General features: G+C 59.9%; 21 protein-coding genes. 15 read left to right on the top strand and 6 right to left on the bottom strand.

What is annotated here, in order from left to right; translation table 11 throughout:
- The 15 genes from BR00_RS08510 to BR00_RS08440 all read left to right on the top strand — a co-directional run.
- The coding region (locus tag BR00_RS08510) for a PD-(D/E)XK nuclease domain-containing protein (RefSeq protein WP_496477163.1) at positions 1 to 528 on the top strand (528 nt) is incomplete at its 5' end.
- A gap of 113 nt (positions 529 to 641) precedes the next feature.
- Positions 642 to 2,282 (top strand): CTP synthase, encoded by a 1,641-nt coding sequence (gene pyrG, locus BR00_RS08505; RefSeq protein ID WP_496477162.1) that lies wholly within the window; start codon positions 642 to 644, stop codon positions 2,280 to 2,282.
- Positions 2,283 to 2,285: 3 nt separating this feature from the next.
- Positions 2,286 to 3,095, top strand: a complete 810-nt coding sequence (gene kdsA / locus BR00_RS08500; protein WP_496477161.1) for a 3-deoxy-8-phosphooctulonate synthase — start codon at positions 2,286 to 2,288, stop codon at positions 3,093 to 3,095.
- Positions 3,079 to 3,627, top strand: coding sequence for a KdsC family phosphatase (locus tag BR00_RS08495; protein WP_496477160.1), 549 nt, complete (start codon positions 3,079 to 3,081; stop codon positions 3,625 to 3,627). Before kdsA ends, BR00_RS08495 begins: the two co-directional genes overlap by 17 nt.
- Positions 3,603 to 4,163: an LPS export ABC transporter periplasmic protein LptC gene (gene lptC / locus BR00_RS08490; protein ID WP_496477159.1), complete on the top strand. Its 561-nt coding sequence runs from the start codon at positions 3,603 to 3,605 to the stop codon at positions 4,161 to 4,163. The genes BR00_RS08495 and lptC overlap by 25 nt, the downstream gene beginning before the upstream one ends.
- A 2-nt stretch (positions 4,164 to 4,165) precedes the next feature.
- Entirely contained in the window at positions 4,166 to 4,687 is a 522-nt protein-coding gene (lptA, locus tag BR00_RS08485; protein ID WP_496477158.1) for a lipopolysaccharide transport periplasmic protein LptA, read from the top strand.
- Entirely contained in the window at positions 4,684 to 5,403 is a 720-nt protein-coding gene (lptB, locus tag BR00_RS08480; protein ID WP_496477157.1) for an LPS export ABC transporter ATP-binding protein, read from the top strand. The genes lptA and lptB overlap by 4 nt, the downstream gene beginning before the upstream one ends.
- Positions 5,404 to 5,508: 105 nt before the next feature.
- The gene (gene rpoN / locus BR00_RS08475) at positions 5,509 to 6,942 is read left to right on the top strand and encodes an RNA polymerase factor sigma-54 (RefSeq protein ID WP_496477156.1); all 1,434 of its coding nucleotides are present in this window, start codon (positions 5,509 to 5,511) and stop codon (positions 6,940 to 6,942) included.
- Positions 6,943 to 6,979: 37 nt separating this feature from the next.
- On the top strand, positions 6,980 to 7,513 hold the full coding sequence (gene hpf / locus BR00_RS08470) for a ribosome hibernation-promoting factor, HPF/YfiA family (RefSeq protein WP_496477155.1): 534 nt from the start codon (positions 6,980 to 6,982) through the stop codon (positions 7,511 to 7,513).
- Positions 7,514 to 7,515: 2 nt separating this feature from the next.
- Complete coding sequence (locus BR00_RS08465) at positions 7,516 to 7,971, top strand: PTS sugar transporter subunit IIA (RefSeq protein WP_496477154.1); 456 nt, start codon at positions 7,516 to 7,518, stop codon at positions 7,969 to 7,971.
- 5 nt (positions 7,972 to 7,976) lie between these two features.
- Entirely contained in the window at positions 7,977 to 8,855 is an 879-nt protein-coding gene (gene rapZ, locus BR00_RS08460) for an RNase adapter RapZ (RefSeq protein ID WP_496477153.1), read from the top strand.
- A gap of 59 nt (positions 8,856 to 8,914) precedes the next feature.
- Positions 8,915 to 9,322, top strand: coding sequence for a PTS sugar transporter subunit IIA (locus tag BR00_RS08455; RefSeq protein ID WP_496477152.1), 408 nt, complete (start codon positions 8,915 to 8,917; stop codon positions 9,320 to 9,322).
- Positions 9,322 to 9,786 carry a PTS sugar transporter subunit IIB gene (locus BR00_RS08450; protein WP_496477151.1) on the top strand — a complete coding sequence of 155 codons (465 nt, stop codon included), beginning with the start codon at positions 9,322 to 9,324 and terminating at the stop codon, positions 9,784 to 9,786. Before BR00_RS08455 ends, BR00_RS08450 begins: the two co-directional genes overlap by 1 nt.
- Positions 9,787 to 9,799: 13 nt before the next feature.
- Positions 9,800 to 10,483 (top strand): PTS sugar transporter subunit IIC, encoded by a 684-nt coding sequence (locus tag BR00_RS08445; RefSeq protein ID WP_496477150.1) that lies wholly within the window; start codon positions 9,800 to 9,802, stop codon positions 10,481 to 10,483.
- Positions 10,484 to 10,591: 108 nt separating this feature from the next.
- Positions 10,592 to 11,515, top strand: coding sequence for a manganese-dependent inorganic pyrophosphatase (locus tag BR00_RS08440; protein ID WP_496477149.1), 924 nt, complete (start codon positions 10,592 to 10,594; stop codon positions 11,513 to 11,515).
- A gap of 79 nt (positions 11,516 to 11,594) precedes the next feature.
- On the opposite strand, the gene BR00_RS08435 is transcribed toward BR00_RS08440, so the two are convergent.
- The 6 genes from BR00_RS08435 to BR00_RS08410 all read right to left on the bottom strand — a co-directional run bounded on the left by BR00_RS08435 (position 11,595) and on the right by BR00_RS08410 (position 17,496).
- The gene (locus BR00_RS08435; RefSeq protein ID WP_496477148.1) at positions 11,595 to 11,876 is read right to left on the bottom strand and encodes a hypothetical protein; all 282 of its coding nucleotides are present in this window, start codon (positions 11,874 to 11,876) and stop codon (positions 11,595 to 11,597) included.
- Positions 11,873 to 13,972 carry an ATPase, T2SS/T4P/T4SS family gene (locus BR00_RS08430; RefSeq protein WP_496477147.1) on the bottom strand — a complete coding sequence of 700 codons (2,100 nt, stop codon included), beginning with the start codon at positions 13,970 to 13,972 and terminating at the stop codon, positions 11,873 to 11,875. Before BR00_RS08430 ends, BR00_RS08435 begins: the two co-directional genes overlap by 4 nt.
- A 96-nt stretch (positions 13,973 to 14,068) precedes the next feature.
- Positions 14,069 to 15,058 (bottom strand): ketol-acid reductoisomerase, encoded by a 990-nt coding sequence (ilvC, locus tag BR00_RS08425; protein ID WP_496477146.1) that lies wholly within the window; start codon positions 15,056 to 15,058, stop codon positions 14,069 to 14,071.
- A gap of 18 nt (positions 15,059 to 15,076) precedes the next feature.
- On the bottom strand, positions 15,077 to 15,565 hold the full coding sequence (gene ilvN, locus BR00_RS08420) for an acetolactate synthase small subunit (RefSeq protein WP_496477145.1): 489 nt from the start codon (positions 15,563 to 15,565) through the stop codon (positions 15,077 to 15,079).
- 9 nt (positions 15,566 to 15,574) lie between these two features.
- Positions 15,575 to 17,263, bottom strand: coding sequence for a biosynthetic-type acetolactate synthase large subunit (ilvB, locus tag BR00_RS08415; RefSeq protein ID WP_496477144.1), 1,689 nt, complete (start codon positions 17,261 to 17,263; stop codon positions 15,575 to 15,577).
- 5 nt (positions 17,264 to 17,268) lie between these two features.
- The gene (locus BR00_RS08410; protein ID WP_281750296.1) at positions 17,269 to 17,496 is read right to left on the bottom strand and encodes a DUF465 domain-containing protein; all 228 of its coding nucleotides are present in this window, start codon (positions 17,494 to 17,496) and stop codon (positions 17,269 to 17,271) included.
- Between the last annotated feature and the right edge of the window lie 27 nt (positions 17,497 to 17,523).

The following is a 17,523-nucleotide window of genomic DNA, read 5'->3' as shown; positions in this document are numbered from 1 at the left end:
GTGCTCACGGCCTACACCTTGCGCGTGCCCAACCTGGAAGTACGCATGGCCCTCAACCGCTCCCTCTTGGCCGCCTGGATCCCCAACGACGCTGAGGTCATGCGCCACGCCCTCCCCCTTCGCCGCGCCTTTGCCGCAGCAGACACCCAGGCGGTGCGCCAACACTTCGAGCGCCTCTTTGCCGGCATCCCCCATAGCTGGTACGACACCAGCCCCATCGCCCAGTACGAAGGCTATTTCGCCAGTGTGTTCTACAGCCACCTGGCCTCGCTCGGGCTCTCCATCATCGCTGAAGACGTAAGCAGCTTTGGCCGCTGCGACCTGACGGTGCGGCACCACGACACGGTGTGGATCTTCGAGTTCAAGGTCATCCACCAGGACACCCCCACCGGCACCGCCCTTACCCAGATCCAAACCAAAAACTACGCCGCCAAATACCGCGCCCCAGGGGTGCGGGTCCTGGAAGTGGGAGTGGAATTCAGCGCCGCCCAACGCCAAATCGTGGGGTGGGAGGTAGGGGCTGATTGACAAAAGCCACGCTGCCCTCTAGGTCCTCAAAGACCATGAAAGATGGTTCCCGGGCTGCCGCAGGTGGCCCATTTTTCTTGAACCACCCATTCACGACATCGCATGAGGTTTTCATGACCACCAAGTTTCTCTTCGTCACCGGCGGCGTGCTCTCCTCTTTGGGCAAAGGACTGGCAGCAGCTTCCATCGCGGCGTTGCTCAAGGCCCGAGGGCTTCGGGTCACCATCCAGAAGCTCGACCCCTATATCAACGTCGACCCCGGCACCATGAACCCGTTCCAGCACGGTGAGGTCTACGTCACCGACGACGGCGCGGAAACAGATCTGGATCTTGGCCATTACGAGCGCTATCTGGGCATCCATCTGGGCCAGAACAACAACTACACCTCAGGCCGCATCTACCACTCGGTCATCACCAAAGAACGCCGGGGCGACTATCTCGGAGGCACGGTCCAGGTGATCCCCCACATCACCGATGAGATCAAAAGTGCCATCTTGAGCCTCGCCAATGAGGACATGGACCTGGTCATCGTGGAAATCGGCGGCACCGTGGGTGACATCGAAGGGCTGCCGTTTCTCGAGGCCATCCGCCAACTACGGGCGGACTTGGGCAAAGACAATGTACTCTACATCCATCTCACGCTCGTGCCCTTCATCAAGGCCGCGGGCGAGGTCAAAACCAAACCCACCCAGCACTCGGTCAAGGAGCTGCGCAGCCTCGGTATCCAGCCGGACATCATTCTCTGCCGCTCCGAAGTAGAGCTTTCCGAAGACATCAAAAATAAAATCGCCCTATTCTGCAATGTGGACAAAGACGCGGTCTTTACCGCCATCGACGTCAACCACATCTACGAGCTCCCCCTCATGCTTTACGAAGAAGGGGTAGATCAAAAGATCGCCATCCTGCTGCGCTTGGCGGCCAAAAATCCCAACCTGGACCCATGGCGGCAACTCGTCCACACCCTCCACCATCCAGAGCATGAAGTGGAAATCGCGGTGGTGGGCAAGTACGTGGACCTCAAAGAAGCATACAAAAGCCTGCACGAGGCCCTCACCCACGGCGGGGTCGCCAACCGGGCCCGCGTCCGCTTCCGCTACATCAACTCTGAGACCGTCACCGCGGAAACCGCCCCCGCGCTTTTGCAGGGAGTCCATGGAATCCTCGTGCCCGGCGGCTTCGGCACCCGCGGTGTGGAAGGAAAAATTCAGGCCATCGCTTATGCGCGCACCCAAGGCATTCCGTTCTTCGGCATCTGCTTGGGGATGCAGTGCGCGGTCATCGAGTACGCCCGGAACGTCCTTGGGCTCCCGCAGGCCAACTCGGAGGAACTCGACCCCCTGACTCCGGACCCGGTCATCTACCTCATGCGCGAATGGTACGACTTCCGCTCCGGCTGCATGCAGTACCGGGATCCTGGCTGCGACAAGGGCGGCACCATGCGTCTTGGCGCCTACCCCTGCCGTATGCGCCCCGGTACGCTGGCGCACGCCGCCTACAAGGCCGAAGAAGTATGGGAGCGCCACCGCCACCGCTACGAGTTCAACACCGCCTACCAAGAACGCCTGGAAGCGGCAGGGCTCGTCATCAGCGGCACCTCCCCGGATGAAACCTTGGTGGAAATCGTAGAGTTGCGAGACCACCCCTGGTTCCTCGGCTGCCAATTCCATCCGGAGTTCACCTCCACGCCCATGCAGCCGCACCCGCTTTTCCGGGACTTCATCGCCGCGGCCCTGGCCTACCAACGCGGGGCATAGCCCATGGATCTTTTCCACAAACTCCGCCACTACCATTTTGTCATCGCCGGGCCGTGCGCCTTGGAGAGCCTCGACCTCGCCCTGGAAGTAGCCCGCCACGTGGCTCAGGTGGGGACAGCGCTGAACCTCCCGGTGATCTTCAAAAGCTCCTTTGACAAGGCCAACCGCAGCGCCGGGGCGAGTTTCCGCGGCCCTGGCCTTACGCTTGGCCTCCAGTGGCTTGCCCAGATCAAAGAACGCACCGGCCTTCCCATCCTCACGGACATCCATGAGCCTGGTCAGGCCCAAGCCGTGGCCGAAGTGGCGGACGTCATCCAAATCCCGGCGTTTCTCTGCCGCCAGACGGACCTCCTCCAGGCTGCGGCAAAAACCGGGCGTATCGTCAATGTCAAGAAAGGCCAGTTCGTGGCGCCCTGGGATATGGCGGGCGCGGTGGCCAAAATCGAAGCTGCCGGCGGTACGCGCATCTGGCTCACCGAGCGAGGCACTTCTTTTGGCTACAACAACCTGGTGGTGGATTTCCGCTCCCTGCCCATCCTGGCGGGCCACGGCTATCCGGTGGTCTTCGACGCCACCCACTCGGTGCAACTGCCGGGCGGCCAAGGAAACCGCTCCGGCGGGGACCGCCGCTTCGTCCCCTGCCTTGCCCGCGCTGCAGCGGCCTGCGGATGCCAGGGACTCTTTTTGGAAACCCATCCCGAGCCCGAGCGCGCCCTGTGCGACGGCCCCAATTCCTGGCCCCTTGCCGCGCTCGAGCCGCTACTTCGGGAAATCCAAGCCCTGTGGAGTCTCCCTCATGCCCCAATCCTTTGAAATTCCTGCCCACGTCGTGGAGGCAGCACGCAAAGTTCGGCTCCTCGTTCTCGACGTGGACGGCGTCCTCACCGATGGTGGACTCTATTACGACGCCCACGGCCACATCCAAAAACGCTTCCACGTCCACGACGGTCTGGGCATGAAAATGGCGCTCCACGGAGGACTACAACTCGCGGTGATCACGGGGCTGGACTCCGCAGCGGTGCGCGCCCGGGTGACCGAATTGGGAATTTCCCATTACTACCCGGGATTTCATCATAAAATGGACTCGCTCTCCCGCATCTTGGCCGACGAAAACCTGAGCCTGGAGCAGGCGGCCTACCTGGGCGACGACCTCGTGGATCTTGCCCCTATGCGGGCGGTGGGACTCCCCTTGGCCGTCGCCAACGCCCGGCCGGAGATCCTGGCCCAAGCCCTGTGGGTCACGCCCCACGGTGGCGGCAACGGCGCAGTGCGCGACGCCGTAGAGCTGATCCTCCGCGCTCAAGGACATTGGGAATCCATATGCGCCCATTGGACCAACGGCTGATCTGGTGGGGTGTTCTCCTTGTCAGCGGCGTCCTTACCGCTCTCGGCGGCGCGTGGATCGCCCTGCGCATGTGGACCCCTGAGCCTGCCCCCTCCCTTCCGCCGCTCCAGGCCACGCTCCAGCTCACCGATCCTCATCTCACCCACGGCCAAAACGGCACCATTCTGTGGGAGCTGGACGGCCAGCAGGCGGACTACGATCAGGCCACCGACACCCTGCGCATCACCGCCCCGCGCATCCACTATTTCAGCCCGCACGGGCCCATCACTGCCACGGCCCTCCACGGCCAGGTGTGGCAAAAACGCGGCGAAGCGGAACTCGTGGGCAATCTCACGGCACAGATGCGCGACCACACCATGAGCGCCCAGAGCATGCGCTACAACGAGGCGGACGCCCGCCTCGTCTTTGCGGGATCTGTGCAGGTGCGCGGCCCGCGCCTTGACCTCGACGCTCCGGAAGTCCAGGTGTTTCTTTCCGAAGAGCGTATCATTGCCACCGGCGGCGTCCAGGCCGTCATCCACCCTGAAAGGAAATGACCATGCTCCCTGTTCTCATACTTCTCGGTCTCTTCCTGGCCCCTCCGGCCCTGGCTGCGCCTGCCCAAGAAGAGCAGCCGGTGGCCATCCAAGCGGACTCCATGGAATATCTCCAAAAAGCCGGACGAATCGTCTTTCGCGGCGCGGTCCACGCCACCCGTGAGGACATGGAGCTCTGGGCCGATACGGTCACCGTACATCTGGAGGAAGGCGCATCCAAGGCCGCGGCCACATCCCCCCAGGGCAAAGTGCGGTCCATCGTCGCCGAAGGCAACGTGCGCATCCAGACCACCCAAAACCGCAGCGGCACCGGGAAACGGGCCACCTTCGACGCCCGCACCGAAACCGTCACCCTGGAAGGCAATCCTGAGGTTCGTGAGGGCAAAAACAGCATCCGCGGCGAGGTCATCGTCTTGTACCTCAAAGACGGCAAAAGCGAGGTGCGCGGCGGCGCCAAACAACGGGTGGAGGCCATCTTCCTTGCGCCCAAGACAACCCCCGGATTGTTGGAGAAGAAGCCATGAGCCTCGTAGGATTGGGGCTCATAAAACGCTACCGACGGCGGGAGGTGGTACGGGGCATCGACCTGGAGGTGCAGCCCGGCGAGATCGTCGGCGTGCTCGGTCCCAATGGGGCGGGCAAGACCACGACTTTCTACATGCTTGCCGGCCTCACCACCCCGTCCGCCGGCACGGTGACTCTCGATCAGCATGACATCACCCGCCTGCCGCTTCACCGCCGCGCCCTTCTCGGCCTTTCCTATCTGCCGCAGGAAAGCTCGATATTCCGCAATCTTTCCGTGGCAGACAACCTGCGCATCGTCCTCGAATATACCGGGCTCCCACGCTCCGAACAGGAGCGCACGGCCCAACATCTCCTCGAAGAACTGGGGATTCTCCGCCTGGCGGACCAGCCGGCGTCGTTCCTTTCTGGAGGCGAGCGCCGACGCCTGGAAATCGCCCGGGCCCTCATCCGCAAACCGCAATTCTTGCTGCTCGATGAGCCTTTCGCGGGTATCGACCCCTTGGCCGTGGCCGACATTCAAGGCATCATCGCCAACTTGCGCCAACGGGGCATCGGCATCCTCATTTCGGACCATAACGTGCGCGAAACCCTCGCCATCTGCACCCGCGCCTACCTGGTTCACGATGGACGCGTCGTGCTCTCCGGCACTCCCAACGACATCGTGGCCAGCCCCATGGCCCGCTCCGTGTATCTGGGTGAAGGATTCTGCCTGTAAGCGGAAAAAGAAATCCCAGAAAAAATCAAGACATTGCCAGGCCCAGCCGTCTATGGCAGAAGGCAAGCATCACGAGGGCATCCCCTCCATGCAAAGGAAACGTCTATGGGATTGGAACTGCGGCAGAATCTGAAATTGACCCAACAGCTGGTGATGACTCCCCAGCTCCAGCAGGCCATCAAGCTGCTCCAGCTTTCCCGTCTGGAACTTCTGGAGGCTATCCAGCAGGAACTTTTGGAGAATCCGGTTTTAGAAGAAGCCACGGACCACCCCACGCCCGAGATCACGGAAGACGTCCCTTCCACTCCCCCGGAACTCGCCACAGCGGCCCTCTCCTGCAACGAACGAGACCTGCTGCGCAACGCCGATTGGGAAACCTATTTAGGCGACTTTGCGAGCACCAGTAAGCAACACAACAAGGAAGCCGAACTCCAAGAAGAAATGACCCCCTGGGAAGGACGCATCTCCGGCAAGCCCTCCCTGGAAGGCCACCTGCTTTGGCAACTGCGGCTCTCCGACCTCGACGAGGCGAGCCAAGCCATTGGCGAAGCCATCATCGGCAATCTCGATTCCCGCGGCTACCTCACGGCCACCCTGGAAGATCTCATGGAGCAGACCGGCGCCCAGCGCGAGGCCATCGAGGCGGTGCTCGCCCGCATCCAGCGCATGGACCCGGTGGGCGTCGCGGCCCGCTCCCTGCGGGAGTGCCTGCTGGTGCAACTTGAGGTGTTGGGGCAAGACGATCCCATTCTCACCACCTTGGTGCGCGATCACCTGGAAGACATCGAACGCAAGCGTTTCAAACCACTGGCGCGGAAATTCAAGATCGAGCTGGAAGACCTGCGCGCCTACCTGGATATCATCCAAAGCCTAGAACCTCTGCCGGGCGCAAGCTTTGGCAGCGAAGCCACGGTGTACGTCAGCCCGGACGTGTTCGTGCACGAGTTCGACGGCGAATTCGTGGTGCTGCTCAACGAAGAGGGGCTGCCTCGCCTGCAGATCAGTTCCCACTACGATACCTTGCTCCAAGGCGGCCAAGGCCCCGACAAAGACTACATCCAAGAAAAAGCCCGCTCCGCCCAATGGCTTTTAAAAAGCTTGCAGCAGCGCCAAAAGACGCTCTATAAAGTGATGGAGAGCATCGTGCGCTTCCAGCAGGATTTTTTCCGTCACGGGGTCACCAAGCTCAAGCCTCTGGTGCTCAAGGATGTGGCCGAGGACATTGGCATGCACGAATCCACGGTGAGCCGTATTACCAGCAACAAATACGTGGCGACCCCGCATGGGGTGTTCGAGCTGAAATTTTTCTTCAACTCCGGACTTTCCATGGACGACGGCTCTGAGGTGGGCTCCGAAAGCGTCAAGGCCATCATCAAACAATTGGTCAACGAAGAGGACCCGGCGCACCCGCTCAGCGATGAGAAGATTGCTGCGGTGCTCAAAGAGCGCCTGGATATCAACATCGCCCGCCGGACTGTGGCGAAATACCGTGCGGTACTGGGAATCGAGTCTTCTTCCCGAAGACGCCGGATTCTCTAATTGGTCATTCGACCCAACCGAACGCAAGGAGGTTGCTATGAACATCGTCTTCAACTTCAAAAATTTCGAGCCTTCGGACCACTTGCGCAAATACGCCCGGGATCGTTTCCAAAAACTCGTCAAATATATTGGAGATCGAGACGACACGGAGCTCCAGGTCAACCTTGAGGTGGAGAAGTACCGGCATATCGCCGAAGTCGTCCTCGTGGGCAGAGACCTTCACCTCTCTGCTCAAGACGAAAGTAATGACATGTATGCCACTGTGGATTTGGTTTGGGAGAAACTCGAAGCCCAACTGCGGAAAATCCGCGATAAAAACAAAACACGTCGCAAAGGGGTTCCGGTGCGCATGGACGTGCTTCGCCTGGAACAATCCGAGGGTGCTCCACACACGGTCGTGGAAAGCAGCGACCACTTCGACCCCAAACCCATGACTGTGGCGGAGGCTGCGCTCCAATTGGAAACAACCGAAGACACTTTCCTCGTCTTCCTCAACGCCGAGACCGAACGCATCAACGTGGTGTATCGCAGAAGCAGTGGTGGGTTCGGACTCATCGATCCAGGCATCTAATCATGCAATTTTCCGAATTTCTCCATCCAAGTCATGTACTTCCTGAACTTTCGGCCAGGACCAAGACCGAGGTCCTGGCCGAACTTGTGCGCCCGGTCATACCACTTTTCCCAAGCGTATCCCCGGAGGCCGTCGTCCAAATCCTTTTAGAACGGGAACGGCTTGGTTCCACTGCCATCGGCGATGGCATTGCTATCCCTCACGGCAAGGTGGACGGGCTGGACCATATCGCCGTCGTCGTGGGGCGCAGTACTCAAGGCGTGGAGTTCGACAGCGTCGACCATAAACCAGTGCACATCATTACGCTGGTACTCGCTCCAGCGGGGGGCGCCGGTATGCATCTCAAGGTATTGGCCTCCCTGGCGCGCCTCTTGCGGGATACAAGCTTCCGCCAAAGTTTTCTCAGCGCCCCGCCCTCCCAACTTTTCGAACTCATGACCTCCTACCCACTGCCCTGAATTCTATGGCCCCTCCCACAGCCACCAAGCCCCTGGTCATCGTTTCCGGCCTTTCTGGGTCTGGAAAGAGTACGGCCCTGAACATCCTGGAGGACATGGGGCTTTTTTGCGTGGACAATCTGCCGGCAGCCATGGCTCCGGACCTTGTGGACCTCTTTTTCCGCTCCTCCGCAGATGCCTATGCCGGACTGGCCCTGGGCATGGATCTCCGGCAGCCGGCCCTCGCCCAGCAATGGCAGGAAATCCTCGCCAAACTCCATCCCACCCCCACGGTGCTTTTTCTTGAAGCCTCCACTTCGACCTTGCTGCGGCGCTATGCCGCCACACGGCGTCCCCACCCGCTCAGCACAACCACCCCCGGCCTTGAGCAAGCCATTGAAACCGAGCGATCCCTCCTGGCCGTTATCCGCGACGGCGCCCACCTCGTCATCGATACCACCCACTATTCCATCCACGATCTACGCCGCGCCATCCAAAGCCGCTGGGAGACACTGAGCAGTGCTCCACAGGGCATGCGTCTGCATCTCATCACCTTTGGGTTCAAACACGCAATGCCCTCGGAAGCGGATACCGTCATTGATGTCCGTTTCCTCCCCAATCCCTACTTCGAGCCCTCCCTGCGGCAAGGCACCGGGCAGGACCCCGAAGTGGCCGCGTTTGTCCTCGAAAACCCTATTGCCCAGGCATTTCTCCCCAAGCTCATAGGACTTTTGGATACCATGATCCCGCTTCTCGAAGCCGAAGGCCGTTTCCGCTTCACCCTGGCCCTGGGCTGCACCGGAGGCCGCCACCGTTCCGTCGCCGTTGCGGAACGCGTAGGCGCCCACTTCCGGGCTCAAGGCCGCACCGTAACCGTCGAGCACCGTCATTGGACATTGCCATAAGGCCAAAGAAACGCTAGGCACGCCATGCCCTGTGCGGGACTTACCCCCAAGGAGGAATCATGATCGGCGTGCTGCTTGTCACCCATGGCACCTTTGGTGAGCATCTGCTCGATGCCGCCCAAACCATCCTTGGCCCCCAAGAAGGATGCGCCGTGGTGGCAGTGGACGACACCCGTCCCATGGATACGATCCTCGGAGACATCAAAGACCACGTCCGCCGCTTGGACCGCGGCAACGGGGTCCTCATCCTCACGGACATGTTCGGCGGCACGCCGTCCAACCTCAGTCTTTCGCTGCTTCTTCAGGGGAAGGTGGAAGTCGTCTCCGGGGTCAATCTCCCCCTCCTGCTCAAAGCGCTCACCAACCGCTCGGGGACATTGCACCAAGTGGCCTTGGAGGCAAAATCCGCCGGCAAACAAGGCATCCTCGTGGCCGGCGAGGTCCTGCGGCGTAAGGTTTCGGAATAATGCTCTGGTTTCGCATCGACAACCGTCTGGTGCACGGCCAGGTCATCGAAGCATGGATGCCCTACGTAGGGGCGAGCATCCTGGTGGTGGCCAATGATGACTTGGCAGCAGACCCGTTACGCCAGGAAATCATGCGCCTGGCGATCCCCGATGACGTGACGTTCCTCTGCTGCCGGGTCACGGAATTGGCCTCTGTGCTGGAAAGTCTCCACACCCAAGCCGCGGATCCGCACATCATGGTGCTCTTCGCCACCTGCCCGGACGCCCAGCTGGCCTACACCAGCGGCTGCCGCATCCACAGCGTCAACATCGGCAACCTTCACGACGGCCCCGGAAAACAGCAACTCTGCGCCCATGTATGCGTGTCGGAAGAAGACCGCTCATGCCTGATCTTCTTTCACGACCACGGCGTGGAGCTCGATTTCCGGTGTGTGCCGGGAAAATCCGTCACGGTGCACTTATGAGTTTCGATCCCCATTGGCCGACCCTTATGCTCAGCGCTTTTTTTTTGCCCTCCTCAATCTTTCGCGCTTCTGCGTCGACACCTCGCTCCTCCACCGACCAATAGCCGCAGCCCTGCTCTGGGGCGCAGCCACGGCGGACGCCTCGGTCGTTTTCATAGGAGTCTTCTTCGAACTTCTTTGGCTCGACCTCTTTCCCGCCGGCGCCTACGTGCCCCCCAACGGCCTCCTTGCCTTCACCCTTGCGGCCACCACTCTGCGCCATATTTCTGCGCCGTCCATGTTCCTCGCCCTGGCCGTCCTTCTCGGATCCGCCCTGTGCGCCCACGGGGCGGCAAACATTGAGCTCTTCTATCGCAAACGCCAAGACAGAGCCCTCATGCGCCTTGCCGATACCAACCGCCGCCCCCGCATGAGCTTCTTCGACCCTGATTCCATCGTTGTGCGCTCCGTGGCCGAACAATGGGTCCTCGGATGGACGCTCTTTCTCGTCTTTGCAGTGGTTCTGCTTGCAGGGATCCGGCTCCTGAACCTTCTGCCGCTTCCCCACACCCCGATTTCTTGGCCCATTCTTCTGGCTCCCGCCTTCATGGGTGGAGTCCTCTGCCTGCGCACCCACCGCGCCCTGGCCACGGCAACCGCAAGCCTCGTGGCCATGAGTATTGCCCTGGCGCTATCCACCTCCGGCTCACTCCTGTGATTCGAGCTTTTCAAAAAAACTCCCCTGCTGGGGCTTGGCAGCGGCGAGAGGTTGTGATATTTGGAACAAAGTTTTGGTTCATACTTCAACCTTGGAGGAGGAAACCCCATGTCCGTGTTCGTATTCGGTCACAAGAGCCCTGATTCCGATACCGTCTGCAGCGCCATCGCCCTGGCCGATCTCAAGACCAAGCTGGGCGTTCCCTGCACCCCGGCCGCTCTGGGCGAACTGAATCCCGAGACCAAGTTCATCCTGGAAAAGTTCGGCGTCCCGGCCCCTGCGGTCAAGACCTCCTACGCCGGTGAGAAGGTCTTCCTGGTGGATACTTCGGATCTGGCGCAGCTTCCGGATGACATCAAGCAGGCCGAAATCCTGGGCATCGTGGACCATCACAAGCTGGGTGACGTCACCACCCCCAATCCCTTGGAGTGCTGGATCTGGCCCGTGGGCTGCACGGCCACGGTGATCAAGTCCATGTACGACTTCTACGGTGTGGAGATCCCCAAATCCATCGCCGGTATCATGCTCTGCGCCATCCTGAGCGACACCGTCATCTTCAAGTCCGCCACCTGCACCGACAAGGACAAAAAGGCCGCGGAAGAACTGGCCAAGATCGCTGGCGAGAGCGACCTGAACGCCCTGGGCATGGCCATGTTCAAGGTCAAGTCCGCAGTGGAAGGCACCCCGGCCCGCGAGCTGGTCATGCGCGACTACAAGGACTTCAATATGAGCGGCAAGATGGTCGGTATCGGCCAGTTGGAAGTGGTGGACCTCTCCATCCTGGACGCTGTCAAGGCTGACCTGGAAGCGGACATCAAGAAGCTCAAAGAGGAAAAGGGCAACCACTCCGTCTTCCTGTTGTTGACGGACATCATGAAGGAAGGCTCGGAGATGCTCATCGCCTCCGACGACGAGTCCGTGGTGGAAAAGGCCTTTGGGGTGAAGCCGGAAAACGGCCGCGCCTGGCTGCCTGGGGTCATGTCCCGGAAAAAACAGGTGGTGCCCAATTTCGAAAAGGCCTTCGGCGCCTAACGCGCCCACGCCCTTTGGGTACACAGCGAACCGCCAGGACTCTCCTGGCGGTTCGTGTTGTGAGCACCGGCGAACAAACTCAGTCCACGAGCCCCGTACAGAAGGCATCTGCAGGAGAAGCCGCCGCATCCGCCGCGCCTTTCTCCACACACCGCGTCAGCTCCCGAATGCGCCGCAAGGCCTCGCCGCGCTCCTGAGCCAGGTGTTGCCATTTCTTTTTTTCTTTCTTCAGGGCCTCAATGGTGTGGAGCAAGTCCTGAATGGTATGCGCCGGATAGCCGTGCTTGGCATAACGGCCTTTGCGCAGTTCTTCGTCATTGCGCTCCTTGATGGCCCGCAACTGACTCGCCGAGAGGATCATCCGGCAACCGCCCGTACTTGCTCCATATCCGTACGGCCCTGGAGCACCTTGAGAATGCCGTCTTGCTTGAGGGAAAGCATGCCGTCCGCCACCGCCTGGGAGCGGATCTCCTCCGTAGGCTTGCGATATTTGATGGAGGTCTTGATGCCCTCGGAGCTCAGCATGAGCTCGTGGATGCCGACCCGGCCCTTGTAGCCACTGCCCATGCATTGGGCGCAGCCCACCTTGCGGTAGAGCGTGCGCTCCGACGCAAGAAACTCCGCCGCGTGGACATCGAAGCCCGGGCCGAACTCCATGCGCAGGTCCTCGATTTCTTGCTCCGAAGCCGGATAGGCCTCTTTGCAGTGCGGGCACAACGTCTTGACCAGACGCTGGGCCAAGACACACAAAAGCGAATCGGCGAAGTTGAAGGGGTCCAAATCCATGTCCAGAAGACGGGTCACGGTCTCCGGCGCCGAATTGGTATGCAGCGTGGAGAAGACGAGATGGCCCGTGAGCGAAGCCTCCACGCCGATATGCGCCGTTTCCTTGTCCCGCATCTCACCGATCATGATGACGTCCGGATCGGCGCGTAAAAAGGAACGCAGCACCGCGGCAAAGGTCAGCCCGATCTTGGGCTGCACCTGCACCTGGCGCAACCCTTCCTGGGTGATCTCCACCGGGTCCTCTGCGGTCCAGATCTTGCGCTCCGGCGTGTTGATGTAGCTCACCGCGGAATGCAGGGTCGTCGTCTTTCCAGACCCCGTGGGCCCTACCACCAAAATCAGGCCATACGGTTTACGGATCATGCCCTCAAAGGCCGCCTGGTTGCGGGGCAAGAGCCCCAGCTTGTCCAGCGGCAAAGGCTTTCCCGAAGCCAGGACGCGCAGCACCACGTCTTCCTGATTTTCGATGGTGGGGATGGTGGCCATGCGGTATTCCACCACTTGATTGCGGTCCGGAAGCTTGATTTTGATTTTACCGTCTTGCGGCAGGCGACGCTCCGCAATGTCGAGATGCGCCATAATCTTGAGGCGGGAGACGATAGGCCGGGCCAAGGCGAGACGAACCTTACGGAACTCGTGACAGGTGCCGTCGATGCGAAAACGGATGAGGCAATAGCGGCTGAAGGGATTGGGCTCGATATGGATATCCGAAACATTTTTGCGCCAGGCCTCTACCAGCAAGGCGTTGACCATGCGCACTACTTCGCTGTCCTGTTCCGAGAGGTCCGCCTCAAGGGTGTCGTCCGCAGCGACATCCCCGGTGGTGACGTCCTCGTCAAAGGCCGAAGCCAAATCCTCGCCGCCAGTGATTTGGCGATAAAAATGATCAATATATTGCTCAAGGTCTTGGGCCAAAGTGACCTTGGGAACGATGCTCGATGTCCCATAGATGAAGCGGATCTCGTCGAGCCGCCCCAAATCATAGGGATTGAGCATGAGCACCACGATTTGATTCCCCTGCTGCTCGAAGGGGATCCACCCGAAACGCTTGAGAAAATCCGGATCCAACCGCCGTTTTTCGAAAAGCTCGAACGGCGGTTCCTTGGTGGCGGAAAACGGAACGAAGTCTGTTTTGTAAAACCGAGCCAGGCTTTCTCCCAACGCTTCCTTGGGCACACCGAGCTCACCCAAGAGCATGGCATCAGGGTCCTTGGATTCCAGGGCCCGGGCCAACGCCTCTTGAGAAACGATCCCCTGCTCCACGAGATACGAATACCGACTGCTGGCCACCGCAGGCTTGGGAGCCAAGGCCTTGATGCGCTGTTCGATTCCCGGAAATGCGGGATCCAGGGCGAGAACTTTCTCGAAAAGCTCTCGGGCCTCGTCATACTTGTGTTGGTGTTGGAAGATGAGCCCCGCGCGGAAATAAAGCTTGGCAGCGGTGGCGGGCGGGTATTCGTTTTCTGCCAAGATCTTCAGCGTCAGGTCCGCCTGCTCGCTGATCCGCCCCATTTTGTTGAGGCTATCGAGGAGCAAGCGCACCAAATCATAGCTGCGGAAGCCTTGCGCATACCCAGCAAGGCAAAGATCATGGGCGCCGACAAAGTTCTCTTGCGAGAACAGATTCCACGCCTTGGTGAGGAGCTGCGTCTCAGTCTTGGGAACTTCCATGGCAATGCCTACGGTTAGACGGCTCCTAACGCAAACATCGCGCCCATGCAAACAAAATCCCGCCACGGGGCGCCCGTGGCGGGAGGGTCGATGGGGCTACTTCCCAAGCCAGCGCATCATGGAACGCAAGCGGTCTCCCACCTGCTCAATGGCGTGTTCATGGGCCTGACGCCGCTTGGCCAAAAAGGACGGCAGGCCGGCTTTATTCTCCAAAATCCAGTTACGGGCAAAGGTGCCGTCTTGAATTTCCCGCAACACCTGGCGCATAGCCTGACGGGATTCAGGGCCGATCACGCGGGGGCCAGTGCAGTAGTCGCCAAACTCTGCGGTGTCACTGATGGAGTAATGCATCTTCTTGAAGCCGCCCTCGTAGAGCAAATCCACAATGAGCTTGAGCTCGTGCATGCACTCGAAAAAGGCGATTTCCGGCTGATATCCTGCTTCCACCAAGGTCTCGAAACCCGCACGGATGAGCTCGCTCACGCCGCCGCAGAGTACGGCCTGCTCACCAAAAAGGTCCGTTTCCGTTTCCTCGGCGAAGGTGGTTTCGATGACCCCCGAGCGGGCGCCGCCAATCCCTGCGGCGTACGCCAAGGCCTTGGGCAAGGCCTGACCGGTGGCATCCTGATGCACCGCCACCAGGCACGGCACGCCGCCGCCCTTCTCAAATTCCCGGCGCACCAGATGCCCCGGGCCCTTGGGGGCGATCATGGCCACATCCACGTCCGCGGGCGGCACGATCTGGTGGTAGTGGATGTTGAAGCCATGGCCAAAAAGAAGGGTCTTGCCCGCGGTGAGCCCTGGCAGGATCTCCTGTTGATACACTTGAGGCTGGTACTGGTCCTGCACCAAGATCATGATGAGGTCCGCCTGCGCCGCGGCCTCGGCAGCGCTCACCGGCTCAAAACCGTGCTCCCGGGCAAGGGCCCAGTTGGCACCACCCGGCCGCTGGCCGATGACCACCCGCACTCCAGAATCCCGCAGGTTCTGGGCATGGGCATGGCCTTGGCTTCCGTAGCCAATGATGGCGACCGTCTTATCTTGCAGTATATGTAAATCCGCATCTTTCTCATAATAAATCTTCATAAAAACTCCTTATTGATGTTAATCAGCAAGCTGCATGCTGCGGCGCATGGCTATTGGACCACTTCGCGCAAATTCCTTAATGCCAAATCGCTGAAGAAGTGTAACGATTGCCTTGATTTTGTTCTTATCGCCCGTGATTTCCACGGTCAGCTCATCCACACTCACATCAACAACTTTGCATCGAAAAATATCGACGATGCGGAGTACTTCAGCACGCTTGGAGTCCTCAGCACCGACTTTGACCAAAACGATCTCCCGCTCCACCGCCTGCTCTTCCGACAAGTCCACCACTTTGATCACGGAGATGATCTTATGGAGCTGTTTGATGATTTGCTCAATAATTTGGTCATCCCCGATGGTGACAATGGTCATATGCGACACCGTCGGGTCCAGTGTAGGGCCAACATTGAGAGATTCGATATTGAATCCCCTGCCGCTAAAGAGCCCGGCCACGCGGGAAAGCACACCTGGTTCATTTTCCACCAAAATCGAAAGCACATGCCGCATGACCGCCTCCTACACCAAAAGCATTTCCGACAACGCCGCGCCAGCCGGCACCATAGGGGCGACATTCTCTTCAGGCTCGACCCGCACGTCCACGAATACCGGCCCAGGATGGGCGAAGGCCTTGCGAAGCACCGGCTCCACGTCCTCAATACGCTCCACCCGGAAGCCCTCTGCCCCGTACGCCTTGGCCAAGGCCACGAAATCCGGATTGGTGTGCAGACAGGTGGCGCAATAATTTTTGTTATAGAAAAGTTCCTGCCACTGCCGCACCATACCCAGATACCCGTTATTGAGGATGACCACTTTCACCGGGATTTGATAACTGACCGCTGTGGCCAATTCCTGAATATTCATCTGGATGGAGCCGTCGCCCGCGATATCAACGACCAAACGGTCGGGGAAGGCCAATTGGGCGCCAATGGCCGCAGGGAACCCATAGCCCATGGTCCCCAAGCCACCAGAGGACAAGAAGGTGCGCGGCCGGGTATAACGATAAAATTGAGCGGCCCACATCTGATTCTGCCCCACCTCGGTGGTGATGATGGCCTCGCCTTGGGTGATCTCGTAGATCTTCTCCACCACCCATTGCGGTTTGATGTGCTCACCGCTGGAGGCGTAGGTCAGGGGATGTTCGCGTTGCATGGCGGCAAGCTCCGCGAGCCAGGCTGCATGCTTGCCCTGCCAATCGACGCCGGAAACGCGGGCCAACTCCTCCATGAGTCCCACCAGACCTTGGCGGCAATCGGCCACGATGGGCACGTCCACCCCTACGTTTTTGCTGATGGAGGTGGGATCGATGTCGAAGTGGATGATCTTGGCCTGTGGCGCAAAGGCATCCACCCGCCCAGTGACCCGGTCGTCGAACCGGGCGCCGATGGAGATGAGCAAGTCCGCATTGTTGATGGCCATATTGGCGGTGTACGTCCCGTGCATTCCCAGCATACCGAGCCACAACGGATCCGTTCCTGGAAAGGCCCCAAGCCCCATGAGTGTCGTGGTCACGGGCAAGCGGTAGTCCCGGGCAAGCCGCGTGAGCTCCCCTGCCCCATCCGCGGCGATCACCCCACCGCCCGCATAGACCACGGGCCGCGAGCTCGCGGCAATGAGCTCCGCCGCCCGGCGCAGCTGTTTACGGTTGGGAGAGTACCTCGGGTTGTAGCTGCGCATGGACATGGACTCCGGGTAGTGGAACTCTGCCGTGGCCCGGATGACATCCTTGGGCAGATCCACGAGCACCGGACCCGGTCGGCCTGTGCGCGCCAGATAGAAGGCCTGCTTGACAGTAAATGCCAACTGCCGGACATCCTTCACCAAATAATTGTGCTTGGTACACGGCCGGGTGATGCCCACGATATCGGCTTCTTGAAAGGCATCGTTGCCGATGAGCTGCGTGGGCACCTGCCCGGTAAAGATCACGAGAGGGACGGAATCCATGTATGCGGTGGCGATGCCGGTCACCGTGTTGGTGGCTCCAGGCCCCGAGGTGACCAAGCATACGCCGACTTTGCCCGACGCCCGCGCATAGCCATCGGCGGCGTGGACAGCGCCCTGCTCATGCCGCACGAGGATATGCCGAATGGGATGGTTGGGGAGTTCATCATAGATATCGATGACCGCTCCGCCCGGAAAGCCGAAGATGAGATCCACGCCTTCCCGTTGCAAGCATTCCAAAAGAATTTGGGCGCCGGTCCGCACCATGGTCCCTACTCCTTGCGTTTATATTTCTTGAGCAATTCTTGAATCTTGGTCTTTCCTGCCAATTTCTTTTTCTTGTACTCCTTCATCTCCATTTCCTCGGAAGGAGTGAGCGCTGGTTTCGCAGCATATTTTTCGAGGATCTTCTCGAACATCACATGCTCTTCCCACAACGCCTTGAGCTCAGGATCCGTGGCAACATGTGCGGCGATGAGTTCAAGTTCCTGCTGCTCCATACAGTACTCCTTAGTTTTGGTGTTTTC

It is taken from the genome of Thermodesulfomicrobium thermophilum DSM 16697, assembly GCF_059568695.1.
This window is presented reverse-complemented; position numbering and strand designations above follow the sequence as displayed.